Below are 26,963 nucleotides of genomic sequence, written 5' to 3'. Positions count from 1 at the left end.
GAAGATGGAGGGAATCTTTTGAGAAAGTATGTTTTTCTTCTCTGTTTTTTATTTCTATTAGTAGGGTGTCAAGGAAGTTCGTATACACCGATTGCTAAAGATAAAAGTGTTATTATAACAACGAATATAAAGGAAGGTAGTATTAGTTTTATTGATAAAAAAACAAAGAAGCTATTAACAACATGGGAATTAAATGAGCCGATTGCGGGGGTTACGCTACTTCCAAATGGTGAGGAAATACTTGTTTATGGTAAGCAATTAGAATATATGTATGTATATTCACTAGCAGAAGGAAGACAAGTGGACAAATATAAGACTGGAAAAGGAATTGCTAATGTTATCGCATCAGATGATGGAACACAATTATTTGCTGCCGATCAAAATGAACAAAAGGTAAGGTTCTTTGCGATAAAAGGAAAAGAGACAGGGAGTGTTTCAACAGGAAAAGGGCCGATAACGATGGTAGAGCATCATAACCAGTTATCTGTACTCAACTTTTATGATACGAAACTAACGACCATTGATACAAAGAAAAAAGAAGTGATACAGTCCTTTATGATTCCACCAGCATCAACAGGAGCAACGGTTAGCGCTGATGGGAAAGAAATATGGATTGGTGGACATGGTGATGGAAGTCAAGTGAATGAGAAAGTATTAGTGTATTCTTTACAGAGCGGAGAGATGATGCGTTCTTTACATGCTCCGTTTATGCCTGTGAATATAACAAAGGATGATAAGTATGTATATGCGCTAAGTCACGGTTCAAATACGCTTAGAAAGTTTGATGCAAGTACGTATCAAGAGGTAGGATTTGTAGAAGTAGGATCTAATCCATTTGCATTTTTGAAAAGCGGTGCAGAAGGATATGTAGCTAGTTATGATAGCGATGAAGTATGCGTAATGGATATGAAGAATATGAAAATAAAACAAACAATTAAAGTCGGAAAAGGACCGTTTCAACTCATAGAGAGAGAAGGGGAAGGACAATGAGTAAATATAACGTGCTAGTCGTAGATGACGAAAGTGATATGAGGCAACTTGTCGGAATGTACTTAGATAACTTCGGATACGAGTGGGGAGAAGCTGAAAATGGAAAAGAGGCACTTCGAAAATTAGAGACGGATCATTACGATTTCGTTGTACTAGATATTATGATGCCTGAGATGGATGGGCTTTCAGTTTGTAAAGAGATTCGAAAAACGTCGGATGTACCTATTATATTTTTAACAGCAAAAGGTGAAGAGTGGAATAGGGTGAACGGCTTACGTATGGGAGCAGATGATTATATTGTAAAACCATTTAGTCCCGGGGAACTAATTGCTCGTATGGAAGCTGTTTTAAGACGATATACAAAGCAAGAACAGCAAGAAGAGATTCAATTTGGACCGATTCTTATTAATGAAAAAAGTAGGAGGGTCGAGACGAATGGTGAGACGATTCCTCTTACGGTAAAAGAGTTCGATTTACTATATTTTCTTTGCCAACATAATGGACAAGTATTTAGCCGGGAACAATTGCTTGAAAAGGTGTGGGGATATGATTATGCAGGAAGTACAAGAACGGTAGATACGCATGTGAAAACGATGCGTCTAAAGCTAGGAGAAAGTGGAAACTACATTCAAACCGTTTGGGGTGTAGGTTATAAATTTGAGGTGTAACGTATGTTTACGATGGTACAAAAGCTTTGGCTTACAGTAGTATGTGCAGTATGTGTAACAGTTTCCTTTCTTTATTTTGTATCTTTATACTCATATGAAAAGTTATACGTTGATAATTTAAAAGATTCATTAGTAATGGAAGGGAAACGTCTTGCCACGCAATATGATAAACGTGAAGGAGTATCCACTTTTGAAGAGAAAGTAAGGGCATATGATCAAATATCTAGTTCAGATGTCCTTTTCGTATACAATCCGCGTGATTTAAGCGCATGTTTGCCTTTTGATGTTCACCATCATTCTCTTATAAGTGAAGGGGATAGACAGGCGCTATTAGATGGGAAAACAGTGACAAAGATAGGGTATGAAGAACATTTTGATCGTAATATTATGGGTGTTGTCATCCCTGTTTTAGATAATAAAAAATTAGTTGGTATTGTATACTCTTATATTCCTTTAAAAAGTATAAAAGACTTAATATTTGATATGGGTCTTATTTTAGCGCCGTTAGCACTTGCAATGATTTTAATTACAATATGGATTGGTAGAAAAATTATTATCGCCATTACGAGACCGCTTTCGCAAATGGAACGAGTTGCAAATCATTTGGCTACTGGAGATTTCTCAGAGCGGATTACAATTTCTTCAGAAGATGAAATTGGACGATTGGGAAAAGCCTTTAATAAAATGGCAAATTCCTTAGAAACAGAAGATGTAAAGCGTAAGGAATTTTTAGCTAATGTTTCGCATGAACTTAGAACACCGCTTAGTTATATTAAAGGATATAGTGAAGCTATTTTAGACGGTGTAGCGAAGGGGCCGCAGCAGGAAAAAGTAACGCAACTTATTCATAAAGAAGCAGGTCGCATGCAGCGCCTCGTTCATGATTTATTAGATCTAGCGCAGCTAGAAGGTGAACACTTTCCCTTAAAGAAACAACCTATCGTTTTTTCACAGCTTATTGAAGATGTACTAAATACGTACGAGTTACAGTTTGTAGAAAAAAACCTTCGTATTTCAACGAATTTAAATCCTGAAATTATCGTAATGATTGATGAGGATCGTATGCAACAAGTACTTCATAATGTATTAGATAATGCGATACGTTATACAAATCAAAACGGGGATATCATAATAACATTAAAGCAAATCGATGATTATTGTGAATTGCACATAAAAGATACAGGAATAGGTATTGATAGAGAGCATTTAGAAAATCTGGGGGAACGCTTTTACCGAGTAGATAAAGCGAGAAGTCGTCAACACGGTGGAACAGGTTTAGGTCTTGCAATTGTAAGGCAAATTGTTCATATACATGACGGTGAGTGGAGAATAGAAAGTGAAAAAGGTAAGGGCACGACAGTTAGTATTAAATTAAAAGCACAAGATGAGGAGAGCATATTCTAACTTTTGGAATATGCTCTTCATATTGAAGGTAAATAGTTACGCGTAAATGTATTAATTAATATCAAACAAATATCAAAAATTTGACTATTTTATGAACAAAACATTTGTACTTCTTACTAATTCGTTCTAAAATAGTTATGGATGCTAAGTTCTTATAAAACGTTACAATTGTTGTTTGGAAGATACTGAGGTGATTTAACTGGAGTACAAATCTATTAAACCGAAAAAAATTTACGAAGAAGTATCTGAAGCTATTTTAACAATGATTAAAAATGGTACGTTAAAACCTGGTGACAAACTACTTCCTGTTCATCAATTAGCTGAGCAGTTTCAAGTTGGCAGATCTGCTGTTCGTGAAGCGCTAAGTGCGCTAAGAGCAATGGGCTTAATTGAAATGAAACAAGGAGAAGGTACATATGTAAGGAATTTCGATCCTTCTTCATTAACAAAATCACTAAATAACAAGTTATTAATGAAGAAAGAGGATATTTTGAATTTATTAGAAGTACGGAAGGTGCTCGAAGTGGGGGCAGTTCGAGCGGCAGCGGCAAAACGTACGGAAGCTAATTTGCAAAATATGAAGCAGTGGTTAGATGAAATGGCAAAGAGCATTGGAGATGAGAAGGCTGGCGAAAAAGCAGACTTTCATTTTCACATGGGAATTGCAGAATCTTCGCATAATAACATCTTGCTTGAGCTCATGAATCATGTTTCAGAGATGATTGCTGAAACGATTGGTGAATCAAGACGCATTATTTTATATGGTGAACAAACAACATCAGAACGACTTTTAGAAGAGCATCAATCTATATATGATGCGGTGTTAAAGCAAGATGTGGAATTAGCGCAGCAAGCGATGCTAGATCATTTAACAAATGTAGAACATATTGTCACAGGTAAAAGCGATATAAATTCGTAATTTAATCTTTTAAAAATCTAATTTTCTGATAAAATAGAGAGATTAAGTAAGCGTTTTCTTTAGAAGAGGGAGAGGATAGGCCATGGTTGAGCCTACTTCTTCTAATCTTAGTCATCTGATGACCATATGATTTTTGGCGGAGTTGTAATGAGGGGGAATTATAGTTATGAAAGTTACTTTATTTGTTACTTGTTTAGTCGATATGTTTGAAACAAACGTCGGTAAAGCAACAGTTGAAGTATTGGAGCGTTTAGGTTGTGAAATTGAATTTCCAGAAGCACAAGTTTGTTGTGGTCAGCCTGCTTATAATAGCGGCCATGTAGAAGCAGCAAAAGAAGCGATGAAACATATGATTGAAACTTTCGAAGATGCAGAATATATCGTTACGCCATCTGGATCTTGTGCGACAATGTTTCATGAGTATCCGCATGTTTTTAAAGATGATCCGAAGTGGGCTAAACGTGCACAAAAGGTTGCTGATAAAACATATGAATTTACACAATTTATTGTAGATGTTTTAAAAGTTACAGATGTTGGTGCAAGTTTACCAGGGATAGCTACTATTCATAAATCTTGTCATATGACACGCCTGCTTGGAGTAAAAGAGGCACCAGGAATTTTATTATCAAGCGTAAAAGGATTAATTGTGAGAGAACTGCCGAACGTGCAAAATTGTTGTGGGTTTGGGGGAACGTTTTCAGTTAAGATGACTCCAATTTCTGAGCAAATGGTAGATGAAAAAGTAGATAGTGTAATGGAAACAGGTGCTGATTATTTAATCGGTGCAGATTGTGGGTGTTTGTTAAACATTGGCGGACGTATTGAGCGTTTAGGAAAAGAAGTAAAAGTAATGCATATTGCTGAGGTCTTGAATAGTCGCTCATGAAGGGGGAACATAAGCTATGTCTATGAAAATCAGTGAGAAAAAATTTAATGATCGCGTTGGCGATGGAATTCAAGATTCGTTTATGCGCGGAGCGGTATCTTCTGCACAAACGCGTTTATATACAAATCGATTAAAAGCAGCTGACGAGTTGGGAAACTGGGAAGAGTGGCGTGAACTAGGTGAACAAATTCGTCAACATACGTTAGAAAATCTTGATTATTATTTAATGCAGTTAAGTGAAAATGTATCAAAAAGAGGCGGTCACGTTTACTTTGCGAAAACGAAAGAGGATGCAGCAAAGTATATTCAAGACGTTGCAAAAAAGAAACAAGCGAAGAAAGTTGTAAAATCAAAATCAATGGTAACTGAAGAAATTAGTATGAATCATGCCCTTGAAGAGATTGGTTGTGAAGTGTTAGAGAGTGACTTAGGAGAGTATATCTTGCAAGTAGATAACGACCCACCATCACATATTATTGCGCCTGCACTTCATAAAAACAGAACGCAAATTCGTGATGTATTTAAAGAAAAACTTGGATATGAAAATTCTGATGATCCATACGAAATGACAAAGTTTGTTCGTAAACAACTTCGTGAGAAATTTATGGATGCAGAAATTGGTGTGACAGGTTGTAACTTCGCTGTTGCAAATACTGGCTCTCTTTGTTTAGTGACGAACGAAGGTAATGCCGATCTTGTCATGTCGATTCCGAAAACACAAATTGCAGTAATGGGTATGGAACGTATGGTTCCGACAATGGAAGAATTAGATGTTTTAGTTGGTTTACTATGTCGTAGTGCGGTAGGTCAAAAATTAACAAGTTATGTAACAGTAGCAGGACCAATTCAAGAGGAAGAGGTAGATGGACCGGAAGAGTTTCATTTAGTCGTTGTTGATAATGGCCGCTCTCAAATTCTTGGATCGGAATTCCGTTCAATATTGCAATGTATTCGTTGTGCCGCTTGTGTTAACGTATGTCCCGTATATCGTCACGTTGGTGGACATTCGTATGGATCTATTTATTCAGGACCAATCGGTGCGGTATTAACACCACTTTTAGGTGGGTATGACGATTACAAAGAGCTTCCTTATGCATCTAGTTTATGCGGAGCATGTACAGAAGCTTGTCCAGTAAAAATTCCATTACATGATTTATTATTAAAACATCGTCAAGTCATCGTTGAGCAAGAAGGTCGTGCCCCACTTGCAGAAAAATTAGCAATGAAAATGTTTAGTATGGGTGCTTCTTCAGCAGCTTTATATAAAATGGGATCGAAAATGGCACCGGCAGCAATGAGTCCATTTACATCTGGTAACCGTGTATCAAAAGGTGTTGGACCACTTAAAAACTGGACGGATATTCGTGAATTCCCAGCTCCAAGTAAAGAACGATTCCGTGATTGGTATAAAGATCATAAGAAAGGCGGGGACAAATAATGACAGGATTAATTCAAAACCGTGAGTCCTTTCTAGATAATATCGCAAAAGAACTTGGGCGCGCGCGTAAAACAGAAGGCGTAGAACGTCCAGCATGGAAAAGTAATGTGAATGTAGAAACGTTAAAAGATTATTCACAAGAAGAATTGTTAGAAGTATTTAAAAAGCAATGTACAAACATTCATACAACTGTTGTGGAAACGACAAACGACCGCTTACGTGAAGATATTCAAAAAATAATCGTTGAAAACGGTGGAGGACCTATTATATTATCAGCAGATGAACGTTTTGATTCCTATGGATTGACTTCTTTATTTAAAGAAGAGCTTCCAAAGCAAAATGTTGAGGTAAATGTATGGGATCCTGAGAAAAAAGAAGAGAATATGCGTATAGCGGAAAAAGCGAATATCGGTATTGCATTTAGTGATTATACTTTAGCTGAATCTGGTACGATTGTTGTACAAAGTCATAAAGGACAAGGGCGTTCTTTACACTTTTTACCGACTGTATACTTTGCTATTATTCCACGTGAAACACTTGTACCTCGTATTACGCAAGCAGTTCAGGATATGAACTCACGTGTGGAAAAAGGTGAAGCAGTCGCATCTTGTATTAACTTTATTACAGGACCAAGTAACTCTGCGGATATTGAAATGAATCTTGTTGTCGGAGTACACGGGCCGTTAAAAGCAGTATATTTCATCGTATAAAATAGGGGAAAGCAGGCCGGAAAACGGCCTGCTTTTTTAATAGAATAAAGATAATATGAAGTAGAAGTTCTCTCCTTTTTTTGTTATGTTCTTTTGGAAAGGAGAGGAAGGGATGTTCACTTATTTATATGCATTGTTAATAGGTATGGTGTTTGGTTCTTTTTTTATGGTGATTGCGATGAGAGTTCCAGTAGGGGAATCTATTATTACACCGCGTTCGTACTGTCATTACTGCAAGTATACGTTACAGCCGAAAGAACTTATTCCAATCATTTCATTTTGTATACAAAAAGGGCGTTGTACGAATTGTAAGAGCAAAATCTCAAGTTTGTACATAGTATTTGAATTTGTTACAGGCAGTTTATTTTTTCTTACTGTATATGTAATAGGAATGGAAAGAGAGCTCATCATCATTTTATCGCTTTTTTCGTTACTTCTAATTATTTCAGTTACAGATTTAGTATATATGTTAATACCTAATCGTATTTTAATTTGGTTTGCACTTTTGCTTATTTTAGAATGTATTTTTGTACCGTTAGTTACTTGGATAGATAGTTTAGCTGGTAGTGGAACTATATTCATTTTGTTATATTGCATGCAAAAGATTTATCCAGATGGTCTTGGCGGAGGTGATGTAAAATTACTTTCGTTACTCGGATGTATAGTCGGAGTGAAAGGGGTTTTTATAACTTTATTTTTAGCATCTTGCTTTAGTCTTTGTTTTTTCGGGATAGGTATAGCACTAAAACGTATAAACATAAGAACTCCAATTCCGTTCGGACCTTTTATTAGCCTTGGAGCAATATGTTATGTGTTGGTCACATATGCAAAATAGAGAGGAGATAGAAAATGAATGTATATATGGATGATCAAAGAAGTTGCCCATACGGATATGTTTTGGCAACTACAGTAGAATCTGCCTTGCAAATTGTTAGGGATAATGAGGTGAATATTATTTCCCTCGATTATAATATGGGATGGCGACAAAAAAGTGGGTTAGATTTCGTAGAAGCTTTCTGCAACGAAGGTTTATATGTTAATGAAATTCACCTTCATACAAATGATGTCATCGGTATGCATCAGATGAAAAAGAGCATAGAGAGAGGGAAGGAAAACGGGGAAATTAATCCTTATATTGCCTTGAAATATGTAGGGAGCTAAAAACTCCAAAGTAAAACTTTGGAGTTTTTAATGTTTCATATGTGCTTGTAAAGGAATAATTTCCTCCGTTTGAGCTCCAACTAATTGAGTTTTCTCTTGTTCAACAACAGGTGCTTTCTTTGTTAAGTAATGATATACCATACCGACAAATACGGATCCGCCAATAATGTTACCGATTGTAACTGGAATTAAGTTATGAATAGCGCCCGCAAAAGAAATTGTCTCAGGATGTGGTGATACTAAAGATAAAGCAAACAGTGATAAGTTTGCAATGCTATGCTCATAACCAGATAAAAAGAAAGTGAAAACGAGCATCATCATCATTAATATTTTTGCTGTGTCACCTTTCACTTGAGAAGGTAAGAAGCAGGCAAGACATACGAGCCAGTTACATAAAATCGCTTTAAAGAATAATTGCATTGTAGGTGTATTCATCTTTCCTTCAACAACTTTATTCATTAAATGACTGTGATCAATTGCTTCGAAAATTCCAGTTGCGTAAAATAGTAAGGCAAAGAATAAAGCGCCAGCTAAGTTACCTGCATAACAAGCAACCCAGTTACGAAGTGTATCAGAAATCGTTGTTTCTTTTCTTAAAGTTGCCACTGTGAAGTACATCGTATTGCCAGTAAATAATTCAGCGCCGCCATATATAATAAGTACGAGAGCAATTCCGAAAAACATGGAGGAAGCTAAATATGTTGCTGGTGAATCTGCAATATGAAAAAAGTTACCTAATTTAAAACATAGTACAATAATAAAACCGATATAAATGCCCGCAAGTGCAGCACGAATGAAATATTGCATTGGATTTATATCTAGCATTTGTTTTTTGCTCTTAGCCAGTTTTACAACGTAATCTAATCCTTGTTCTAGCATGAGTAATACGCTCCTTTAATACATCGTCTATAAATACTCCTTATATGAATAAGGTACATGGATTTGTTCATAGTTTCAATAAGTTTGTGCAATATTTCACAAAAAGGACATACATCTAGAAAGGAAGCGTTTACAAAAGGTAGTATAATGGAATTTTTTCTAAAAATAGAGAGGGGAATTGAAACGAGAAAAAAGAAAAAGCGCTGTAATTACAGCGCTTTTTCGTCTAAATTCTTTTCTACTTTTACTTCTACTTCTTTCGAGAAGAACCAACCGCAAACTGCGATTCCAACTAATACAATCCAGAATGTAAGCTTCCACGGAGTGGATTCTGGGAATGAATGCGGAAGGACATTTAAAGCAGGGTGTGCTAGCGTATAAACTGTTAATTTCACACCAACCCAACCTACAATTAAAAATGCTGCAGTTTCAAGTCCTGGTTTACGTTTTAATATTTGTACGAAAGCAGTTGCTGCAAATCGCATTATAACTAATCCGATAAGTCCACCTGTAAAGATAACGATAAATTGACCTGTATCAAGACTACCAATCGTACCTAATCCTGTTTTCGGTAAAGTCACTGCTAGTGCAACAGCAGCTAAAATTGAATCAACTGCGAAGGCGATATCAGCAACTTCGACTTTAAATACAGTCCACCAAAAGTTCTCTTGTTTTTTCTTTGCTTCTTTTTCTTCTGTTTCTTCATGTGTATTCTTTTTAACATACGTTTTAAATAAGTGATTCCCCGCGATAAACATAAGATAAAGCGCACCAATTGCTTGCACTTGCCATACATCTACTAGGAACGAAATCATAAATAGTGATCCGAAGCGGAAAACGAACGCTCCTGCTAATCCATAAAATAGTGCTTTCTTTCGTTTTTCTTCTGGTAAATGTTTTACCATAATTGCGAGAACGAGAGCGTTATCAGCCGCTAAAATCCCCTCTAGTGCAATTAGGATGAGTAATACCCAACCATACTCCAATAATAATGATACATCCATGTACATTCTCCTCTCATTTCTATAAAGACTAAACAAGTGAAGAAGTTCCCCACTGTTTAGTTTCCCCATACTCCTGCTCATCAACGGTGGAAGGAATTTGAAAACAAAAAAGACCTCTGCCGTTGATAGGCAAAGGTCTTGCTAGACATATGTAATGAAAATGCCAACAAAGCCGGAAGAACTAAGTTCTACGTAATGACGACTTTGTTTCCAAGAAATAGTTCTTGGACGCTACTCCCCTTTGGAGATATGCTATTGTACTCTCATTATATGGATAATTTATACGGTTGTCAACCTGTTAAAATATCTTCGTTGGGATATTTTATTTTTCTTTGTTTTTTACGTGCAAATGAAAAGGCTAATGTTAAAGGCCCCATCTTTCCAAAAAACATCATAAAGATAATAATTGTTTTGCCGATGATTGTTAAGTGTGGCGTCAAATTCATGCTAAGGCCGACAGTTCCAAATGCTGAAAATACTTCAAAAGCACTCATTAATAAAGGAACCTTCTCAGTGATGCTTAAAATTAAAATGGAAAGAAAAATAAAAGAAATTGAAATAATAGTAATCGTTAATGATTTGACAATGAGCGTATCTTTAATGGATTTTTTAAACACGACAATATCATCTTGTTCTTGCAAAAATTTAAATACGCCGAAAAACATAATCAAAAAAGTCGTTAACTTAATCCCACCACCAGTTGAAGCACTGCCAGCACCAATAAACATAAGAAGCATCATTAATAAAAGTGAAGGTTTTGATAATGCAGAGATATCAACAGTATTAAACCCGGCAGTACGTGTTGAAACCGCTTGAAAATAAGCAGCCATACCTTCTTCAAATGGTGTAAAACCTCTCATGGAAATTGAATTATGGAACTCAAATATGAAGATAAAAGCTGTAGCAATAATATTGACGATTAGAGTAGAAGAGAGCATAAGCTTTGAGTGCAAAGTAAGGTTTTTAAAGTTTTTCTTTCTTTTTATATCTACGATAACCGTAAAACCAATCCCACCTAAAATAATGAGGGAAGAAATAACGAGATTGACGAGAATGCTATGGGAGTGCGGCATTAAATTATCGCTCCACACAGAAAACCCAGCATTGTTAAAGGCTGAGATAGAATGAAAAAAGCTATAATATATACCTTTGGCAACCCCATATTTTGGTACCCATTCAAAAGAGAGAAGTAAAGTAGCGATACATTCTACAGTAAAAGAAAATAAAAATAATGCTTTTGCAAGACGAATGATTCCGCCGACATTTGTTTGGTTTAATGCTTGTTGTAATAAAATCCGGTTTTGAAGGCCGATTTTTCTGCCGAGCATAATTGCGATTAAAACAGCAAAGCTCATAATGCCAAGCCCGCCAACTTGTATAAGTGTTAAAATTACACATTGGCCAAATAAGGTAAATACTTTACCAGTGTCCACAACACCAAGCCCTGTAACCGTACAAGCAGAAACCGTTGTAAATAAGGCATCGAGCCATGAAATAGACGTTGTTGTAGCAATTGGCAATTTCAATAGGCATGTACCGATAATTGATAGCATAATAAAAGATACAGTAAGAACACGGGGAGGACTCATGCTAATGTTAATCCGTTTCATTTCACATATCGTTCCTTTCGATTTGCTCTTACTAGTATGTGAAGAAGCACTATTATGTATGTTAAAAAAGAAAGAGGCAGAGAATATCTGCCTCTAAGCCATAGGTTATATAGTTATCCGCGTAATTGTTGTTGAGCTAAAGCAACAAGACGTTTCGTTACTTCACCGCCAACTGATCCGTTAGAACGAGATGCTGTATTAGATCCTAAGCTTACACCGAATTCTTGTGCGATTTCATATTTGAATTGTTCAAGTGCTTGCTCTGCACCCGGAACTAGTAATTTGTTTGTTTTCACCATGTTGATACACATCCTTAAAGAGTAATCCAGTTTAGCTAAGTGCTATCTGGTAATGTTATTTTATGTGTAAAAGACGTACTCATACCCGGAAGTAAACGGTGTGATTAGAAGTTCTTGGATAGAAAAAAGAGTAGCAAATTTGCTACTCTTTTTTCAGTATTGTCGCTGTACCTTCTACGACAATATCATCAGATTGATTATATATGTTTGTTTGCAATGTGATAATTTTTTTATCGTCCCGTTTTTTAATAACTTCTGCCACAACGCGAAGTGTATCACCGATTTTGACAGGAGCACGGAATGAAACGTTTTGTGATAAATAAATCGTATTTTTGCCAGGAAGTTTCGTTCCAAGAATGGTAGAAATAAAACTTGAAACGAGCATGCCATGGGCAATACGTTCTTTGAACATTGTCGTTTTTGCAAAAGAGTCTAGAATGTGAATAGGATTTACATCTCCAGTCAATTTTGCAAAATTGATAACGTCCTCATCCGTAATTTTTTTTGTAAGTGATGCTTGATCACCGACTTGAATCTCATCGTAACGAAGCTCCGGAACAGTTTGTGCTTCTTGAAATGGATTCATTTTGTCCTCCTTCTTTTCCATATCGAAAAATGTAAGCCATCTTGATGTAGTAGGAGGAAGAAAGAGTTTTGTTTGTGCTGCAGTTAGTTGCCACATTTTTCTTACTTGATGGAAGTAAATAGATTTTTTGAGTTTTCCTCGAACTGCTTTGCGAGTTCTAGTTGTTTGGACTTGAACTCTCCCAAAAAAACTTCTAACTGTTTTTGAACCTCTTCACGTTGCGACTGTTGTTGTTCGATAAAGTGTTTTGTCGTTTCTTCAAATTGGCCGCTAGTTTGAGTAAGAATAGACAAAGATGTTTTCGTAGGCGAAACAGTAAGTTGGTGCATTTGATTAGAAAGCTCATTCCACTTTTCTTGCCACTCGTTAATTTGATCATTTAAGGAGTTTCCAGTTAATTGCTTCACATAGTCTGTATATTGGTTATTGAACTGAGCTGTGAATTGGTGTAGTTCTTTTTCTAGTTCATCTACTCCTGATGTTAATTTATGCAAAGCGTCTTGTTGTTGTTTTAACGTTTCTAAAGTAAGTTGCTCTAATTGTTTCCCAGCTGAAGAGAAGAGGGAAAGAGATTGAGACCAGTTTTTCCAAAATGCATCGACTAATTCGTATGGCTTAGTTTCCATTGTTTGACCTCCAAATGTTTTTTTGCATATTGTGAACGCAGATTACTCTGCTGTACCACCAGGTGAAGATGAAGAATCCTTTTCATCCTTTTCTGGAGAAGTAGAAAATGGAAAGAATGCATTGGTGTATAACGTGAAAAACGTCCGCAACATATTTTGATAATGTTCAAAAGAAGTCGCACATGTTGTTAAATATTGCTCTCCATATTCTGTTAAAGAATAAATTCGTTTCGCTGGCCCGCCTTCGCTTGTATCCCAAGTAGAAGAAATAAGATTTTCTTTTTCTAATTTGCGTAGTGTCCTATACACATTACCTTGGTCAACAGAAGAAAAGCCGATGTCCATTAGCATTTGAATAAGTTTGTAACCATGAAGACTCCAGTCTTTTAGACAGAGAAGTAAGAAAGGAACTAAGAAGTTTTTTGGCATGGAGTTTGGTTGTTTCGCTTGGTTTTTTTCCAAACTTTCTGGGTGTTCTGGTTCATTATGTAGCATGATTGTACATCACCTCATGAATCAGTTAGATGGAATTTTTTGCTTATAAGTGCAATTTACACCTATCTGTTTTTAATGTCAATACATTTGTTAGAAAATAAAGAAAAATAAAATATATACTTGAAGTTTTATTCGGAATATTAGAAAATAGTGAATAGGTTGAATTGTTTCAAAAACGAAAAAGGGAGTGTAGTCGAAGTGATTGATCAAAAATTCGATCCATTGCAAGCATGGAAAAATGCTTATGAACAAACCGAAACATTTTGGGGAAAAGCGCTCAATGAAACAATTAAAACAGAAGAATATTCTGCTTGGATGGGCAGCGTTCTAGATTTGAATTTGTTTTATCAAAAAGCATTAAATGATACGACAAAAAATTATTTAGAACAGGTGAATGTGCCGACGAGAGAGGATATCGCTAGAGTAGCTACGCTTGTTATTAACTTAGAAAATAAAGTTGATAACATCGAGGAAATTCTAGAAGAGAAAGTGGATTCATTAGGACAAGCTCCTACATTAAAGCGTGATGTTACGAAAGTAAAACAAGATATGCGCACGTTAGAAACGAAAGTTGATCAAATTTTAGAATTGCTAGAAAAGCAAAATGCAGTACTAGCTAAACTACAAGTACCTGTAAAAGAAGAAGTAAAGCCTGTAAATAAGCCAGAAAATAAAAAATGATAATGGCGTTTGTTTATAACGTGTAAAAGAGGGAGGGAGAATCTCTTTTCATGTATAAACAACGAAACATAATTAATATATGGACTCAATTAGTATGAGTACCAAAATGATTCATAACAATCGTTCACAAATTCATTTAAGGGGGAAAAGAAATGGTTCAATTAAATGGCAAAGTAGCAATCGTAACAGGTGGGGCAAAAGGAATTGGAAAAGCAATCACAGTAGCATTAGCACAAGAGGGAGCAAAAGTAGTTATTAACTATAACAGCAGTAAAGAAGCAGCTGAAAACTTAGTAAATGAATTAGGAAAAGAAGGACATGACGTTTATGCAGTTCAAGCGGATGTTTCTAAAGTAGAAGATGCAAACAGACTTGTAGAAGAAGCTGTGAATCATTTTGGTCAAGTTGATATTCTTGTTAATAATGCTGGTATTACAAGAGATCGTACATTCAAGAAGTTAAATCGTGAAGATTGGGAGCGCGTAATTGACGTGAACTTAAGCAGTGTATTTAATACGACAAGCGCGGTACTTCCATACATATCGGAAGCAGAAGAAGGAAGAATCATTAGTATTTCTTCTATTATTGGCCAAGCTGGTGGATTTGGACAAACAAACTACTCAGCAGCAAAAGCAGGTATGCTAGGGTTTACAAAATCATTAGCGTTAGAACTTGCAAGAACAAATGTAACTGTAAACGCAATTTGCCCAGGATTTATTGATACTGAAATGGTAGCAGAAGTACCAGAAGAAGTGCGTCAAAAAATCGTTGCGAAAATCCCGAAAAAACGTTTTGGTCAAGCTGATGAAATTGCAAAAGGTGTAGTATATCTATGCCGTGACGGTGCGTATATCACAGGTCAGCAATTAAACATTAACGGCGGATTATACATGTAATGAAGTAAGAAAAAAGTGCATATCCATAGCAGGAATGCACTTCTTTTTTTAGAAAGAAATTGACCAAAAAGGAGATAGGAAAAATGACTACATTCGTAACGGAATGGGAAAAGCAATTGGAGTTGTACCCAGAAGAATATCGTAAAGCATATCGCCGTGTGAAAAGAGCGAGCGAAGTTTTATTACGCGAACCAGAACCACAAGTTGGTTTAACACCGAAAGAGGTTATTTGGACGAAGAATAAAACGAAGCTGTATCGTTACATTCCAAAACAAGAAAAAACACAGAGAGTTCCAATCTTATTAATATACGCTCTTATTAATAAACCGTATATTATGGATTTAACTCCAGGAAATAGTTTAGTGGAATATTTAGTAGATCGTGGTTTTGATGTGTATATGCTTGATTGGGGCACATTCGGTTTAGAAGATAGTCATTTGAAGTTTGATGATTTCGTGTTCGATTATATTGCAAAAGCAGTGAAAAAAGTAATGAGAACTGCAAAATCGGACGAGATTTCTTTACTTGGTTATTGCATGGGTGGAACGTTAACATCTATTTATGCAGCGCTTCATCCGGACATGCCAATTCGTAACTTGATTTTTATGACAAGTCCTTTTGATTTCTCTGAAACAGGATTATACGGTCCTTTATTAGATGAGAAATATTTCAATTTAGATAAAGCGGTTGATACATTCGGAAATATTCCGCCAGAAATGATTGATTTCGGAAATAAGATGTTAAAACCAATTACAAACTTTGTCGGTCCATATGTTGCTTTAGTCGATCGTTCAGAAAATGAGCGCTTCGTCGAAAGTTGGAAATTAGTTCAAAAGTGGGTAGGCGATGGTATTCCGTTCCCAGGTGAATCGTATAGACAATGGATTCGTGATTTTTATCAAAATAATAAATTAGTGAAGGGTGAACTCGTTATTCGCGGACAAAAGGTAGACCTTGCAAATATTAAGGCGAATGTCTTAAATATTTCTGCGAAACGTGATCACATTGCTCTGCCATGTCAAGTAGAAGCTTTACTTGATCATATTTCTAGCACAGATAAACAGTATGTATGTTTACCGACAGGACATATGTCTATCGTGTATGGTGGAACGGCTGTAAAGCAAACATATCCGACGGTTGGAAATTGGCTGGAAGAGCGTTCTAATTAAAGAGAAGAAATCCAACTAGCGTATGTTAGTTGGATTTTTTTATGGAAAATGACGAAACATAGAAAGGAGAAAATTACATTGTAGGAGTATAATTATGAAGCTTATGACTGGTAAGTTGTTTTGGAATGCTGGAGTTTCTGTACCTTGTTATCCAACGTTAGAAAATGATATGATATGTGATGTACTAGTAATTGGAAGTGGAGAAGCAGGTGCTCATATAGCGTATTCGTTAGCTAAAATTGGAATGCGTGTTATGCTCATTGAAAAAAGAGCAATTGCATGTGGTAGCACAGCTGCAAATACAGGATTATTACAATTTGTTCATGATAAATCGTTAACCTCTCTTATTCATACATTTGGTGAAGAGAAAGGGGTACGAGCATATAGACTTTGTTATGAAGCGCTGCAAACAATGGAGAAGGTTGTGCCAACTCTCGATATTGATCCCCATTTTATTCCGCGAAATAGTTTGTATTATGCAAGTAGAGATGAGGATGTTTCATTTTTACAAGAAGAATATAATACGTTACGCCATTATGGATTTCCGGTTGAATATTTTACAGAGTCTGATATTAAGAAACGTTACTCATTTGCAAAACAAGCAGCGTTATATACAAGCGGTGATGCAGAAGTGAATCCGTATTTATTAGCGCATAGTCTTTTGCATAAAGCGAAACAAATGGGCGCTACTATATACGAACATACAGAGGCATTACATATTAAACAAATCCAAAATGATTTAATTTGTTACACGAATACAGGAAATAAAATAGTAGCAAAGAATATTATTATGGCGACAGGTTATGAAGCAATTTTTGGAAAGAAAGAAAAAAATACAACAGTAGAAACGTCTTATGCCGTTGTGACAAATAAGATAGATTATTTTGAAGGCTGGCATGAGCAATCGTTAATTTGGGAAACAGCACGTCCGTATTTGTATAGTCGAACGTATCAAAATCGCATTGTTATAGGCGGATTAGATGAGGCGCTGAAAATTCAAAAAATCGGCGATACGAAATTATTGCATAAGCGTGATCTTCTTATTAACATTGTAAAAGAAATGTTCCCGCAGTATAAAAATATACGGGCAGAGTACTATTGGGCAGCAGCATTTGGTGGCAGTCATGACGGTCTTCCTATTTTAAAAGAAGATAAAAAAATACATAATTTATATTACGCACTGCCGTATGGGGGAAATGGAACTGTATACGGAATGGTATTTGCGAAACTATTTCAGCAGTTATTTACAAATGAAGAAAGTGATGATTTTTCTTTATTTAATCGATAGAAAAAAGGTAGCGAAGTGATGGAATGAGAGATATAAAAAAGTTTTTACAAAAGTTACGTCCCGTACAACTTATCGTTGTATTTTATTTACTAGCAGTAGTCGTATCGGTAATTTTGCTTAGTTTACCATTTGTTACGAAGCCTGAAGTGAAATGGACATTTATCGATGCACTATTTACATCTGTTAGTGCGGTAAGTGTTACGGGACTGTCTGTTGTTACGATTTCAGATACGTTTACAACGGCAGGAATTATTGTTTTAGCCCTTATTTTACAATTAGGCGGATTAGGAATTATGGCGCTTGGTACATTCGTCTGGATTATAACGGGGAAAAAGATTGGTTTGCAAAGAAGAAGATTAATTATGGCAGACCATAACCAAGGGAATTTATCGGGCCTTGTAGAATTGATGCGTTCTATTTTAATTGTAATTATTTCGATAGAACTCATTGGAGCAATACTGTTAGGTACAAGGTTCTTACTATATTTCCCGACTTGGCAAGAAGCTTATTTTCACGGTTTCTTTGCCGCTGTGAGCGCAACAACGAACGGAGGATTTGATTTAACAGGACAATCACTTATTCCGTACAAAAAAGATTATATTGTTCAAATGATTCATATGTTGCTTATTATTTTAGGAGCTATCGGTTTCCCAGTGTTAATGGAAGTAAAACAATTCCTTAGTAAAAGACGACAACAACTATTTCGCTTTTCGTTATTTACAAAATTGACGACAACGACATTTTTTGTACTCGTTATTGTTGGAACAATTATGATTTTTCTATTGGAACGAAATCATTTTTTAGTAGGAAAGTCATGGCATGAAACTGTATTTTATACATTATTCCAATCTGTGACGACGCGAAGTGGAGGACTGGCTACAATGGACATACGTGAATTATCACAACCAACGCTTTTATTTATGAGTATATTAATGTTCATTGGGGCATCTCCAAGTTCAGTTGGGGGCGGAATACGTACAACAACATTTGCAGTTAGTATATTATCGTTATATACATTTGCAAGAGGCGGGAGAACAGTTCGAGTTTTCAAACGTCAGCTACATGAAGAGGACGTGTTGAAAGCATCTGTCGTTATGACGATGGGGATTTTATTATGTGCCTCAGCGCTATTCATTTTATCTATTACGGAAAATGTACCGCTTATGAGCTTAATCGTTGAAGTTTGTTCTGCTTTCGGGACGACGGGACTATCAACAGGTGTTACTCCTGATTTAACAACTGTTGGTAAACTTGTACTTATTGTACTTATGTTTATCGGACGCGTCGGTATTTTGACATTTATTTTAGCTAGTGGCGGAAGAGAGCAACCGCCTCGCTATAAATATCCGAAAGAGAGAATTATTATTGGATAGTATGAAACCATTCTACCTGCGTTAGGTAGAATGGTTTTTTAGTCGTTAATTCCGAATTGGGGATGCATAAAAGCATCATTTTTATTATCAACTTCGTTTTTAAGTAATTCTTGATTTTCTTCTGCAATCCATCCGATATCATTTGTAGGATGGATCCATTCTTCCCCAGCCATAATAGCAGGATCTACCTCATCACTCCAATTATTAAGAGGACTGTTAGTGGAATCGTATTTACTGTCTCCAATTACAACATCATATTGATTTATAAAAGGTTGTTGCATCTTTTTGCCTGTGCCTTTAAAAGAAGGAAAGTTCATTTGATGAGGGAGCGTCTCGTCTAAAATTGGCGATTGTATCGTTTCTTTTTCTTTCAAAGTAATCGCTCCTTTTTGTAATGGCTTGTTCGTATGTAGTATTTCCATCTATAAGCTCTTATGTACTTGTTAACACTTCCCAGTAATAATTACTGTAAGTTGTTTCAAACTAGAATAGAAAGTTATTTCGTGAGAGCAGGTGAATATGTTGGTAAAAAGAAAAGTAAAACAAAATGCAGCAATTAATAATAATAAAACTCCGAAAGAAAGCTTACCAGATGCAGAATTTGCATTAGAGTATGAAGGAGAAAATAGTGCGAAGTATGCAAATCGTAATTCAAAAAAAGGTAAACAAAAATGAGGCGTTTTTTACAAACGCCTCATTTTTTTGTGGGATTATAAAGGTTTTTTTAATTATTTGTAAATTTCACGTTTGATATTAGCAGAAAAATGCGAAAAAACATAGAAGTAGCAACGTATTACACAAAAACAAACAACAAACAAAAGATTAATGTTGGTTTAATACTGCTTTTACACTAGTTGTTTATATTAGAGTTGTACATAAGATTTGTAAAAGGAGAGAGAGACAGTGAAAAAAACAATCTTTAAAGCTGTAGCAACTGGAATGGTATTTTCGTTATTAATGGGGTGTGGTGCAAAGAAARAAGAAAGTGCTGGAGCAAAAGTAAAAGATGATAAATTATCTGGATCATTAACTGTTTACACAGCGATTGAAGAAGAGCTTGTACCGATTTATCTTGATTCTTTTAAACAGAAGTACCCAGACGTGAAGTTGAACATTGTTCGTGATTCAACAGGAGTTATTACAGCGAAATTGCTAGCTGAAGGAAAAAATACACAAGCAGATGTTGTATGGGGAACTGCAGCGTCTAGTCTATTAGCTTTAGAGAAAAAAGATATGTTAAAAGGATACTCTCCAAAAGGAGCAGATCGTGTCCTTTCGCAATTTAAAGACGATAAGAAACCAGAAAAATGGGTAGGAAATACTGCATTTATGACGGGGATTGCTGTAAATAAAGAAGAATTGAAGAAGAAAAATTTACCGATGCCAGAATCATATGAAGATTTAACGAAACCAGAATATAAAGGAACGCTAGTTATGCCGCATCCGGCTTCTTCTGGAACAGGATTTTTAACAGTTTCTGCATGGCTACAAATTATGGGAGAAGATAAGGGCTGGGATTATATGAAGAAACTTCATGATAATATGGCAACTTATACTCATTCAGGTTCAAAACCAGCGAAATTAGCAGGCGCAGGTGAATATCCAGTTGGTGTATCAATGGTTTATAGTGCTTTGAAAGAGAAACAAAAAGGTGCACCAGTTGAAGTTGTACTGCCGAAAGAAGGATTAGGCTGGGAAGTAGAAGCGAACGCACTTATTAAAAAAGATAATGCTAAAAATGATAAATTAGCGCAAGCATTTTTAGATTGGGCAATTACAGATGATGTAATGAAGTTATACTTCGAGAAAAATGGATTTGCGACAATTAAAAATGATTATAAACTTCCAGATGGATTCCCTAAAGATGTGACAGAAAAGTTATATAAAAAGAATGACTTTAAATGGGCAGCAGAAAATCGTGACAAAATTTTAGAAAAATGGGAAAAAGAGTTTGGCCAAAAAGCAGAACCGAAAAAGTAAGTGAGTGGGAGAGAGAAAAATGAGCGAATATTTATCAATTCAACACATCCAAAAACAGTTTGATGCATTTACAGCGTTAAAGGATATTTCTTTTACTGTGAAAAAAAATGAGTTTGTTTGTTTATTAGGCCCAAGTGGTTGTGGGAAAACGACATTGCTCCGAATTTTAGCGGGGCTAGAAGAGGCGACAACAGGTAGTATTGCTGTGAATGGAAAAGATATTACAGCATTACCACCTGGAAAGAGGAACTTCGGAATGGTTTTTCAATCGTATGCATTATTTCCGAATTTAACTGCACTTGAAAACATTGAATACGGCTTAAAAACAAAAAAATATGGAAAAGCAGAAGTAAAAGAAAAAGCGCTATCGGCGTTAGAACTTGTTGATTTGCTGAATGTAAAAGATAAATATCCTGCTCAAATGTCTGGTGGACAACAGCAGCGAGTAGCACTTGCACGTGCGCTCGCTCTGTCTCCCGATATTTTGTTACTTGATGAGCCGTTATCTGCTTTAGATGCAAAAGTGCGTGAAAAGTTGCGCAGAGAAATGCGTGATTTGCAAGAAAAAGTGGGAGTAACAACTATTATGGTAACGCATGATCAAGAAGAGGCATTAACGATGGCTGATAAAATTGTTGTAATGAATCATGCGGAAATTATGCAGATTGGAACACCAGAGGAGATTTATCAAAGACCAGCCAATCCGTTTGTGGCAGATTTTATTGGTTCTATTAATTTCTTTTCGAAAAATAACGAAGAACATGCGATTCGTCCTGAACATGTAACAGTTGTACAAAATAATGGTATTAAAACAGTTGTAGAAAGCATGGAATTTCGCGGTTCTGTATACCGGACGGAAGTGCGGGTCATAGAAGAGAAAACACACCTTTATAATGAGAAAATTGTAGTGGATATATTGGCATCAGAAGTAGAGGAAACTGCTATTAGAAAAGGAAAGCCAATTCAAATCTCTTTCTCAGAAAATCATATGTTGTCATATGGAAAGAAGGTCATTGTATAGATGGAGATGTTAGAAAACTTTAAGGCAGAAAGTACAAAAAAAAAGATTAAGAGACGTATCGGTAAAGAAGAGTGGATACAAAGACTATTAATTATTGGTATGCTTCTCGCGTTTTTTATCATGCTTGTATTGCCTTTATTACAACTGTTTACACAAGCCTTTTATGATAAAGATGGAGCTTTTGTTGGTGTTGCGAATTTCAGTAAATATTTCACAACACCAACGCTAGTTCAATCACTACAAAATACGATATGGATTTCGGGCGCTACAACAATTATTTCGGTTACACTCGCTTTCGCTTACGCATATGCGATCGCTCGTACAAATGTTTTTGGAAAGCGCGTATTTCAATACATAGCATTATTACCATTATTCGCACCAACGATGATGCACGGTATTGCGCTTACATATTTATTTGGTAATCAAGGGTTAATAACAAAAGGAATGTTTGGTTTATTTGAAGGAATACAAATACCGTTATACGGACCAGTAGGAATTGTAATGGCTGAAGTTATGTATACATTTCCGCAAGCATTCCTTATTTTATTAATTGCTCTCCAAGGTTCTGATTATCGTTTATATGAAGCTTCTAATATGTTGGGTGCAAGTAAAGTGAAACAGTTTCTTACGGTTACTTTACCTAGTGTGAAATACGGATTAATTAGTGCGATGTTCGTTGTATTTACACTTAGTTTCACTGATTTTGGGGCACCTAAAATTGTTGGAGGACAATATAACGTACTTGCTACTGACGTATATAAGCAAGTAATTGGACAGCAAAATATGTCCATGGGCGCAACTGTCGGAATGATTTTATTGATCCCAGCTATTTTCGCATTTGCAGTTGATCGTATTACGCAAAGAAAACAGGCGAATCTCTTATCTTCAAAAGCAGTACCTTACAGAATAATAAATAATAAGAAAAGAGATGTTATTTCATTCGTATATTGTAGCGTAGTCACGTTTATGATCATTCTTTTATTTGTGGCAGTTGGTATTGCTGCAAGTGTGAAAGTATGGCCATATAATATGAGTTTTACACTTGAGCATTTTAATTTTTCAAGTTTGACAGGAGACGGAATTGAAGCATTTAAAAATAGTGTAATTGTCTCAGCTATTACGGCAGTTATCGGGGCGATTTTAACATTTGTGTTCGCTTATGCGATTGAAAAAATAGAACAGCTACAGTTTTTCAGAAAAGTAGGCTACTTTTTCTCTATTGTACCGTTAGCGATTCCTGGATTAGTACTTGGATTAGGATATGTCTTTTTCTTTAGTCAACCAACAATTCAAATTCTAGGACTTTCAGTAACAAATCCGTTTCATTCCTTATATGGCACAATTGCTGTTTTAGTATTAGTAAATATCATTCATTTTTACTCTGTAACGTTTGTTACCGCAACGACTGCTTTAAAGAAACTGGACCGAGAGTTTGAACTTGTTTCACAGTCGATGAGCGTACCGTTTTATAAAACTTTCTTTCGAGTAACAGTACCGATGTGTTTACCAGCTATGTTAGAAATGGTTATGTACTATTTCGTAAATTCAATGGTGACTGTATCGGCAGTAGTGTTCTTATATGCGGCTGATTTTAAACTAGCTGCTGTATCAATTGTAAATATGGACGATGCAGGAAATGTAGCACCAGCAGCTGCAATGAGTGTACTTATTGTTGTTACAAATATTGTAGTGAGGGTTGTATATGAATGGGGAACGAAAGCACTTCGTAACCGAACGTCACAATGGCAAAAAAGATAAGTAAGAAGGGTGATGGATAGAATGAAAATTGAAGCAGTTATTTTTGATTGGGCAGGTACGACAGTTGATTACGGATGTTTTGCACCATTAGAAGTATTCATGAAGATTTTTCATAAACGCGGTGTTGAAATTACAGCAGAAGAAGCTCGCAAACCAATGGGGTTATTGAAGATTGATCATATTAGGGTATTAACGGAAATGCCCCGTATTTCGAATGAGTGGAAGCATGTCTTCGGACAATTACCAACAGAAGAAGATATTCATGAGATGTATGAAGAGTTTGAAGAAATTCTCTTTGCTATTTTACCGTACTATGCCACGCCAATTGATGGGGTAAAAGAAGTGGTTTCTTCACTACGTGAAAGAGGTATTAAAATTGGATCAACAACTGGTTATACGAGAGAAATGATGGACATTGTTGCAAAAGAAGCAGAAATACAAGGGTATAAACCTGATTTTCTTGTGACGCCAAATGATGTTCCAGCAGGTCGTCCATATCCGTGGATGTGTTATAAAAATGCGATGGAACTCTGTGTATACCCAATGAATCATATGATAAAAGTTGGAGACACCGTGTCAGATATGAAAGAGGGCAGAAATGCTGGAATGTGGACAGTGGGTGTAATCCTCGGTAGTAGTGAGCTCGGTTTAACGGAAGAGGAAGTTGAGAATATGGATCCGTTAGATCTTCGTGAAAAAATAGAAGTAGTTCGTAATCGTTTCATTGAAAATGGGGCTCATTTTACAATTGAAACGATGCAGGAGCTCGAAAACGTAATTGAACATATCGAGAAACAAGAACTTATTATTTCATAAAGGGGGCACACGATCATGAATGAAAATCACTATTTATTATTAACACCAGGACCATTAACGACAACAAAAACTGTAAAAGAAGTTATGTTATACGATTGGTGTACGTGGGATGTTGAATATAACACGATGGTGCAAGATGTAAGAAATAGGCTTGTATCGTTAGCGACAAAGGAAGAAGAAAAGTACACAACAGTTTTAATGCAAGGAAGCGGTACGTTTTCGGTTGAAGCAGTAATTGGTTCTGTTATTCCTAGAAACGGAAAGCTGCTAGTTTGTACAAATGGTGCGTATGGTAAGCGGATTGTACAAATGGCAGAGATGTTACATATAGATGTGGTGGTCAGTCAAACAGAAGAGTGGGAGCCTACTAATATTGCAGAAGTAGAACAGTTATTACAACAAGATAAAGAGATTACGCATATTGTAGTTGTTCATTGTGAAACAACTACAGGTATTATTAATCCAATTGTAGACGTATGTAAATTGGGAAAACAATATGGAAAAGTTACACTGGTTGACGCAATGAGTAGTTTCGGTGGTATTGAAATAGATATCGCTGAGTTGCAAATTGACTTTCTAATTAGTAGTGCGAATAAATGTATTCAAGGTGTTCCCGGATTCGGTTTTGTCATCGCAAATCGTGATGAACTATTGAGATGTAAAGGGCAAGCTCGTTCTTTATCATTAGATTTATATGATCAGTGGGAAACGATGGAAGAGCAAAATGGGAAATGGCGCTTTACTTCACCTACACATGTTGTACATGCTTTTTATCAGGCATTGCTTGAATTAGAAGAAGAAGGCGGGGTAAGAGCCCGTTACAATCGATATTATAGCAATCAAAAACTACTAGTGCACAAAATGAAAGAAATAGGCTTTAAGCCATTATTAGATGAAAAATATCAATCTCCTATTATTACATCTTTCATTTATCCAGAAGCAGGATTTGAATTTTTGCAGCTATATAATGAATTAAAGCGATATGGGTTTGTTATTTATCCAGGTAAAATTTCGAAAGTAGATACGTTCCGCATTGGAAATATCGGTGATGTACATGAAGACGATATTAATCGCTTAGTTGATAGTATTGCTAAAGGGGTTGTTATAGGGTGAAAGTATTTTGCTTAGGTGGAGCAGGTAAAATTTGTCGTGAAGCAATTTTAGATTTAGTTCAATTTTCATCTTTTGAGACGATTACGGTAGCCGATTTTAATGAAGAGGAAGGCCGAAAAGTAGTAGAGTGGTTAAATGATCCTCGTGTTGATTTTGTGAAAGTCGATGTGACAAATCATGAGGATACGGTCGCAAAAATGAAGGGCTATAACATTGTAATGGATGGTACGACGATAAAGTTAAATGGATTGTCTACTCGCTGTATCGCAGATGCCGGTTGTCACGGTGTGAACTTAAATGGATTTGGTGAAGAAAATGAATCCCACTCTAAATTTGTCCAACATGGAACAACATGTTTACCTGGATTTGGTATGACACCAGGTGTAACGCAAATGATGGCCATGTATGCAGCAAATCAGTTAGATACTGTAGAGTCAGTTCGAGTAAGTCATGGCTCGTATCGTCCAATTGCTTTTTCTGCATCAATTACAGAGACAACGACATATGAATATGATCCACATTTGCCGACGCGTACAGTGTATGAGGAAGGTGAATTTAAGCAAGTACCTCCGTTTGCGCGCCCGAGAGAAATTGAATTACCAGCACCTTACGGAAAAACAATGCAGTATATAATCCCGCATTCAGAAACGATTACGTTAGCGAAGGAACTGGAAGATAAAGGTGTACAGCTTATTGAAACAAGAGGAACTTGGCCAGAGCAAAATATGCAGCTCGTTCGTGCTTTATATGATTATGGTATATTGCGTAATGATCAAGTTGAAATAAACGGTAAAGAAATTGGTATTATGGATTGTATTTCGAAGTATCTATTAAAATCGAAAGAAGGACAAGCAACAGAGCTTTATGGTTATGCACTTCATGTAGAAGTAGTAGGTATGAAAAATAATCAAAAACAAAGGCATGTGTTATACCATACGCATCCGCTATCTGACGGTTCTGTAGTAGGTTGGGAGAAATTAAGGGCCTATACAAGAAATGTTGGTATCCCATTTGGAATCGCTGCAGAGTTAATTGCAAAAGGAGTAGTTAATAAAGTCGGTGTTATTACTCCTGAAGAAGCTTTCGAAAATCCACAAATTATTTTTGACGAACTAGAAAAGCGCGGTATTTATATTCATGAAGGGATTTTCATTGAAAAAGAAAATTATAACTTTGTATAAGTAAGACAGTTT

General features: G+C 36.0%; 29 protein-coding genes and 1 riboswitch. Of the genes, 21 read left to right on the top strand and 8 right to left on the bottom strand.

Annotated features, from left to right (window positions below; translation table 11 throughout):
- Positions 1–18: 18 nt before the first annotated feature.
- The 9 genes from AC1DS7_RS13075 (at position 19) to AC1DS7_RS13035 (ending at position 8,176) form a co-directional block, all read left to right on the top strand.
- Complete coding sequence (locus AC1DS7_RS13075; protein ID WP_002030528.1) at positions 19–990, top strand: YncE family protein; 972 nt, start codon at positions 19–21, stop codon at positions 988–990.
- Positions 987–1,658: a response regulator transcription factor gene (locus tag AC1DS7_RS13070; protein WP_002126137.1), complete on the top strand. Its 672-nt coding sequence runs from the start codon at positions 987–989 to the stop codon at positions 1,656–1,658. The genes AC1DS7_RS13075 and AC1DS7_RS13070 overlap by 4 nt, the downstream gene beginning before the upstream one ends.
- A 3-nt stretch (positions 1,659–1,661) precedes the next feature.
- Positions 1,662–3,062, top strand: a complete 1,401-nt coding sequence (locus AC1DS7_RS13065; protein ID WP_002011591.1) for a sensor histidine kinase — start codon at positions 1,662–1,664, stop codon at positions 3,060–3,062.
- A 229-nt stretch (positions 3,063–3,291) separates the two neighbouring features.
- Complete coding sequence (locus tag AC1DS7_RS13060; protein WP_201053587.1) at positions 3,292–3,981, top strand: FadR/GntR family transcriptional regulator; 690 nt, start codon at positions 3,292–3,294, stop codon at positions 3,979–3,981.
- Between the two features lie 166 nt (positions 3,982–4,147).
- Positions 4,148–4,867, top strand: coding sequence for a (Fe-S)-binding protein (locus AC1DS7_RS13055; protein WP_002011587.1), 720 nt, complete (start codon positions 4,148–4,150; stop codon positions 4,865–4,867).
- 16 nt (positions 4,868–4,883) lie between these two features.
- Positions 4,884–6,305 (top strand): LutB/LldF family L-lactate oxidation iron-sulfur protein, encoded by a 1,422-nt coding sequence (locus AC1DS7_RS13050; protein WP_002011586.1) that lies wholly within the window; start codon positions 4,884–4,886, stop codon positions 6,303–6,305.
- Positions 6,305–7,015: a LutC/YkgG family protein gene (locus AC1DS7_RS13045; protein WP_215588848.1), complete on the top strand. Its 711-nt coding sequence runs from the start codon at positions 6,305–6,307 to the stop codon at positions 7,013–7,015. Before AC1DS7_RS13050 ends, AC1DS7_RS13045 begins: the two co-directional genes overlap by 1 nt.
- Before the next feature lie 112 nt (positions 7,016–7,127).
- Positions 7,128–7,850, top strand: a complete 723-nt coding sequence (locus AC1DS7_RS13040; RefSeq protein WP_002086842.1) for a prepilin peptidase — start codon at positions 7,128–7,130, stop codon at positions 7,848–7,850.
- Positions 7,851–7,864: 14 nt separating this feature from the next.
- Positions 7,865–8,176 (top strand): cyclic-phosphate processing receiver domain-containing protein, encoded by a 312-nt coding sequence (locus AC1DS7_RS13035; protein ID WP_002064363.1) that lies wholly within the window; start codon positions 7,865–7,867, stop codon positions 8,174–8,176.
- A gap of 27 nt (positions 8,177–8,203) precedes the next feature.
- Here AC1DS7_RS13035 and AC1DS7_RS13030 read toward each other — a convergent pair whose 3' ends face one another.
- The 7 genes from AC1DS7_RS13030 to phaQ form a co-directional block, all read right to left on the bottom strand.
- A complete protein-coding gene (locus AC1DS7_RS13030) occupies positions 8,204–9,055 on the bottom strand; it encodes a formate/nitrite transporter family protein (protein ID WP_002011581.1) in 852 nt (283 codons plus the stop codon).
- A 209-nt stretch (positions 9,056–9,264) separates the two neighbouring features.
- On the bottom strand, positions 9,265–10,059 hold the full coding sequence (locus AC1DS7_RS13025; protein WP_002086840.1) for a TerC family protein: 795 nt from the start codon (positions 10,057–10,059) through the stop codon (positions 9,265–9,267).
- Positions 10,060–10,138: 79 nt separating this feature from the next.
- Positions 10,139–10,311, bottom strand: a riboswitch (yybP-ykoY riboswitch).
- Between the two features lie 38 nt (positions 10,312–10,349).
- Positions 10,350–11,669: a TrkH family potassium uptake protein gene (locus AC1DS7_RS13020; RefSeq protein ID WP_215588849.1), complete on the bottom strand. Its 1,320-nt coding sequence runs from the start codon at positions 11,667–11,669 to the stop codon at positions 10,350–10,352.
- A 113-nt stretch (positions 11,670–11,782) separates the two neighbouring features.
- Positions 11,783–11,968 carry an alpha/beta-type small acid-soluble spore protein gene (locus tag AC1DS7_RS13015; protein WP_000241212.1) on the bottom strand — a complete coding sequence of 62 codons (186 nt, stop codon included), beginning with the start codon at positions 11,966–11,968 and terminating at the stop codon, positions 11,783–11,785.
- A 142-nt stretch (positions 11,969–12,110) separates the two neighbouring features.
- Positions 12,111–12,554 (bottom strand): MaoC family dehydratase, encoded by a 444-nt coding sequence (locus AC1DS7_RS13010; RefSeq protein ID WP_001067911.1) that lies wholly within the window; start codon positions 12,552–12,554, stop codon positions 12,111–12,113.
- A 101-nt stretch (positions 12,555–12,655) separates the two neighbouring features.
- Positions 12,656–13,180, bottom strand: a complete 525-nt coding sequence (gene phaP, locus AC1DS7_RS13005) for a polyhydroxyalkanoic acid inclusion protein PhaP (RefSeq protein WP_002011575.1) — start codon at positions 13,178–13,180, stop codon at positions 12,656–12,658.
- Positions 13,181–13,222: 42 nt separating this feature from the next.
- Positions 13,223–13,675, bottom strand: a complete 453-nt coding sequence (gene phaQ, locus AC1DS7_RS13000; protein WP_000903018.1) for a poly-beta-hydroxybutyrate-responsive repressor — start codon at positions 13,673–13,675, stop codon at positions 13,223–13,225.
- Between the two features lie 198 nt (positions 13,676–13,873).
- Between phaQ and phaR the strand changes: the two genes are divergently transcribed.
- The 5 genes from phaR to AC1DS7_RS12975 all read left to right on the top strand — a co-directional run bounded on the left by phaR (position 13,874) and on the right by AC1DS7_RS12975 (position 19,082).
- Positions 13,874–14,356 (top strand): polyhydroxyalkanoic acid synthase subunit PhaR, encoded by a 483-nt coding sequence (gene phaR, locus AC1DS7_RS12995; protein WP_000566956.1) that lies wholly within the window; start codon positions 13,874–13,876, stop codon positions 14,354–14,356.
- A gap of 152 nt (positions 14,357–14,508) precedes the next feature.
- Entirely contained in the window at positions 14,509–15,252 is a 744-nt protein-coding gene (locus tag AC1DS7_RS12990; protein WP_002030515.1) for an acetoacetyl-CoA reductase, read from the top strand.
- An 83-nt stretch (positions 15,253–15,335) separates the two neighbouring features.
- Positions 15,336–16,421 carry a class III poly(R)-hydroxyalkanoic acid synthase subunit PhaC gene (phaC, locus tag AC1DS7_RS12985; protein WP_000206840.1) on the top strand — a complete coding sequence of 362 codons (1,086 nt, stop codon included), beginning with the start codon at positions 15,336–15,338 and terminating at the stop codon, positions 16,419–16,421.
- A gap of 94 nt (positions 16,422–16,515) precedes the next feature.
- Positions 16,516–17,709, top strand: coding sequence for an NAD(P)/FAD-dependent oxidoreductase (locus AC1DS7_RS12980; protein WP_002030511.1), 1,194 nt, complete (start codon positions 16,516–16,518; stop codon positions 17,707–17,709).
- A 23-nt stretch (positions 17,710–17,732) separates the two neighbouring features.
- A complete protein-coding gene (locus AC1DS7_RS12975) occupies positions 17,733–19,082 on the top strand; it encodes a TrkH family potassium uptake protein (RefSeq protein WP_002126155.1) in 1,350 nt (449 codons plus the stop codon).
- A gap of 38 nt (positions 19,083–19,120) precedes the next feature.
- Here AC1DS7_RS12975 and AC1DS7_RS12970 read toward each other — a convergent pair whose 3' ends face one another.
- Positions 19,121–19,504: a DUF3905 domain-containing protein gene (locus AC1DS7_RS12970; RefSeq protein ID WP_002011568.1), complete on the bottom strand. Its 384-nt coding sequence runs from the start codon at positions 19,502–19,504 to the stop codon at positions 19,121–19,123.
- Positions 19,505–19,601: 97 nt separating this feature from the next.
- Here AC1DS7_RS12970 and AC1DS7_RS12965 point away from each other — a divergent pair, with 97 nt between their 5' ends.
- The 7 genes from AC1DS7_RS12965 (at position 19,602) to AC1DS7_RS12935 (ending at position 26,951) form a co-directional block, all read left to right on the top strand.
- Positions 19,602–19,757 (top strand): hypothetical protein, encoded by a 156-nt coding sequence (locus AC1DS7_RS12965; RefSeq protein ID WP_002011566.1) that lies wholly within the window; start codon positions 19,602–19,604, stop codon positions 19,755–19,757.
- A gap of 228 nt (positions 19,758–19,985) precedes the next feature.
- Positions 19,986–21,062: a putative 2-aminoethylphosphonate ABC transporter substrate-binding protein gene (locus tag AC1DS7_RS12960; protein ID WP_476999024.1), complete on the top strand. Its 1,077-nt coding sequence runs from the start codon at positions 19,986–19,988 to the stop codon at positions 21,060–21,062.
- 19 nt (positions 21,063–21,081) lie between these two features.
- Complete coding sequence (locus AC1DS7_RS12955; RefSeq protein WP_002086828.1) at positions 21,082–22,083, top strand: putative 2-aminoethylphosphonate ABC transporter ATP-binding protein; 1,002 nt, start codon at positions 21,082–21,084, stop codon at positions 22,081–22,083.
- Positions 22,084–23,841 (top strand): putative 2-aminoethylphosphonate ABC transporter permease subunit, encoded by a 1,758-nt coding sequence (locus AC1DS7_RS12950; protein WP_016101506.1) that lies wholly within the window; start codon positions 22,084–22,086, stop codon positions 23,839–23,841.
- A gap of 21 nt (positions 23,842–23,862) precedes the next feature.
- On the top strand, positions 23,863–24,657 hold the full coding sequence (phnX, locus tag AC1DS7_RS12945; RefSeq protein ID WP_016101505.1) for a phosphonoacetaldehyde hydrolase: 795 nt from the start codon (positions 23,863–23,865) through the stop codon (positions 24,655–24,657).
- 15 nt (positions 24,658–24,672) lie between these two features.
- Positions 24,673–25,770, top strand: a complete 1,098-nt coding sequence (gene phnW / locus AC1DS7_RS12940) for a 2-aminoethylphosphonate--pyruvate transaminase (RefSeq protein ID WP_016101504.1) — start codon at positions 24,673–24,675, stop codon at positions 25,768–25,770.
- Positions 25,767–26,951, top strand: coding sequence for a saccharopine dehydrogenase family protein (locus AC1DS7_RS12935; RefSeq protein ID WP_476999023.1), 1,185 nt, complete (start codon positions 25,767–25,769; stop codon positions 26,949–26,951). The genes phnW and AC1DS7_RS12935 overlap by 4 nt, the downstream gene beginning before the upstream one ends.
- Positions 26,952–26,963: the final 12 nt, after the last annotated feature.

The organism is Bacillus sp. P4_E1 (assembly GCF_056401715.1).
This window is presented reverse-complemented; position numbering and strand designations above follow the sequence as displayed.

Excerpts from the sequence above, each read along its gene's own strand:
- AC1DS7_RS13070 (WP_002126137.1), top strand. The coding sequence starts at position 987 with ATGAGTAAATATAACGTGCTAGTCGTAGATGACGAAAGTGATATGAGG.
- AC1DS7_RS13065 (WP_002011591.1), top strand. The coding sequence starts at position 1,662 with ATGTTTACGATGGTACAAAAGCTTTGGCTTACAGTAGTATGTGCAGTA.
- AC1DS7_RS13055 (WP_002011587.1), top strand. The coding sequence starts at position 4,148 with ATGAAAGTTACTTTATTTGTTACTTGTTTAGTCGATATGTTTGAAACA.
- AC1DS7_RS13050 (WP_002011586.1), top strand. The coding sequence starts at position 4,884 with ATGTCTATGAAAATCAGTGAGAAAAAATTTAATGATCGCGTTGGCGAT.
- AC1DS7_RS13045 (WP_215588848.1), top strand. The coding sequence starts at position 6,305 with ATGACAGGATTAATTCAAAACCGTGAGTCCTTTCTAGATAATATCGCA.
- AC1DS7_RS13040 (WP_002086842.1), top strand. The coding sequence starts at position 7,128 with ATGTTCACTTATTTATATGCATTGTTAATAGGTATGGTGTTTGGTTCT.
- AC1DS7_RS13035 (WP_002064363.1), top strand. The coding sequence starts at position 7,865 with ATGAATGTATATATGGATGATCAAAGAAGTTGCCCATACGGATATGTT.
- AC1DS7_RS13030 (WP_002011581.1), bottom strand. The coding sequence starts at position 9,055 with ATGCTAGAACAAGGATTAGATTACGTTGTAAAACTGGCTAAGAGCAAA.
- AC1DS7_RS13025 (WP_002086840.1), bottom strand. The coding sequence starts at position 10,059 with ATGGATGTATCATTATTATTGGAGTATGGTTGGGTATTACTCATCCTA.
- AC1DS7_RS13020 (WP_215588849.1), bottom strand. The coding sequence starts at position 11,669 with ATGAAACGGATTAACATTAGCATGAGTCCTCCCCGTGTTCTTACTGTA.
- AC1DS7_RS13015 (WP_000241212.1), bottom strand. The coding sequence starts at position 11,968 with ATGGTGAAAACAAACAAATTACTAGTTCCGGGTGCAGAGCAAGCACTT.
- AC1DS7_RS13010 (WP_001067911.1), bottom strand. The coding sequence starts at position 12,554 with ATGAATCCATTTCAAGAAGCACAAACTGTTCCGGAGCTTCGTTACGAT.
- phaP (WP_002011575.1), bottom strand. The coding sequence starts at position 13,180 with ATGGAAACTAAGCCATACGAATTAGTCGATGCATTTTGGAAAAACTGG.
- phaQ (WP_000903018.1), bottom strand. The coding sequence starts at position 13,675 with ATGCTACATAATGAACCAGAACACCCAGAAAGTTTGGAAAAAAACCAA.
- AC1DS7_RS12990 (WP_002030515.1), top strand. The coding sequence starts at position 14,509 with ATGGTTCAATTAAATGGCAAAGTAGCAATCGTAACAGGTGGGGCAAAA.
- phaC (WP_000206840.1), top strand. The coding sequence starts at position 15,336 with ATGACTACATTCGTAACGGAATGGGAAAAGCAATTGGAGTTGTACCCA.
- AC1DS7_RS12980 (WP_002030511.1), top strand. The coding sequence starts at position 16,516 with ATGAAGCTTATGACTGGTAAGTTGTTTTGGAATGCTGGAGTTTCTGTA.
- AC1DS7_RS12975 (WP_002126155.1), top strand. The coding sequence starts at position 17,733 with ATGAGAGATATAAAAAAGTTTTTACAAAAGTTACGTCCCGTACAACTT.
- AC1DS7_RS12970 (WP_002011568.1), bottom strand. The coding sequence starts at position 19,504 with ATGGAAATACTACATACGAACAAGCCATTACAAAAAGGAGCGATTACT.
- AC1DS7_RS12965 (WP_002011566.1), top strand. The coding sequence starts at position 19,602 with ATGTTGGTAAAAAGAAAAGTAAAACAAAATGCAGCAATTAATAATAAT.
- AC1DS7_RS12955 (WP_002086828.1), top strand. The coding sequence starts at position 21,082 with ATGAGCGAATATTTATCAATTCAACACATCCAAAAACAGTTTGATGCA.
- AC1DS7_RS12950 (WP_016101506.1), top strand. The coding sequence starts at position 22,084 with ATGGAGATGTTAGAAAACTTTAAGGCAGAAAGTACAAAAAAAAAGATT.
- phnX (WP_016101505.1), top strand. The coding sequence starts at position 23,863 with ATGAAAATTGAAGCAGTTATTTTTGATTGGGCAGGTACGACAGTTGAT.
- phnW (WP_016101504.1), top strand. The coding sequence starts at position 24,673 with ATGAATGAAAATCACTATTTATTATTAACACCAGGACCATTAACGACA.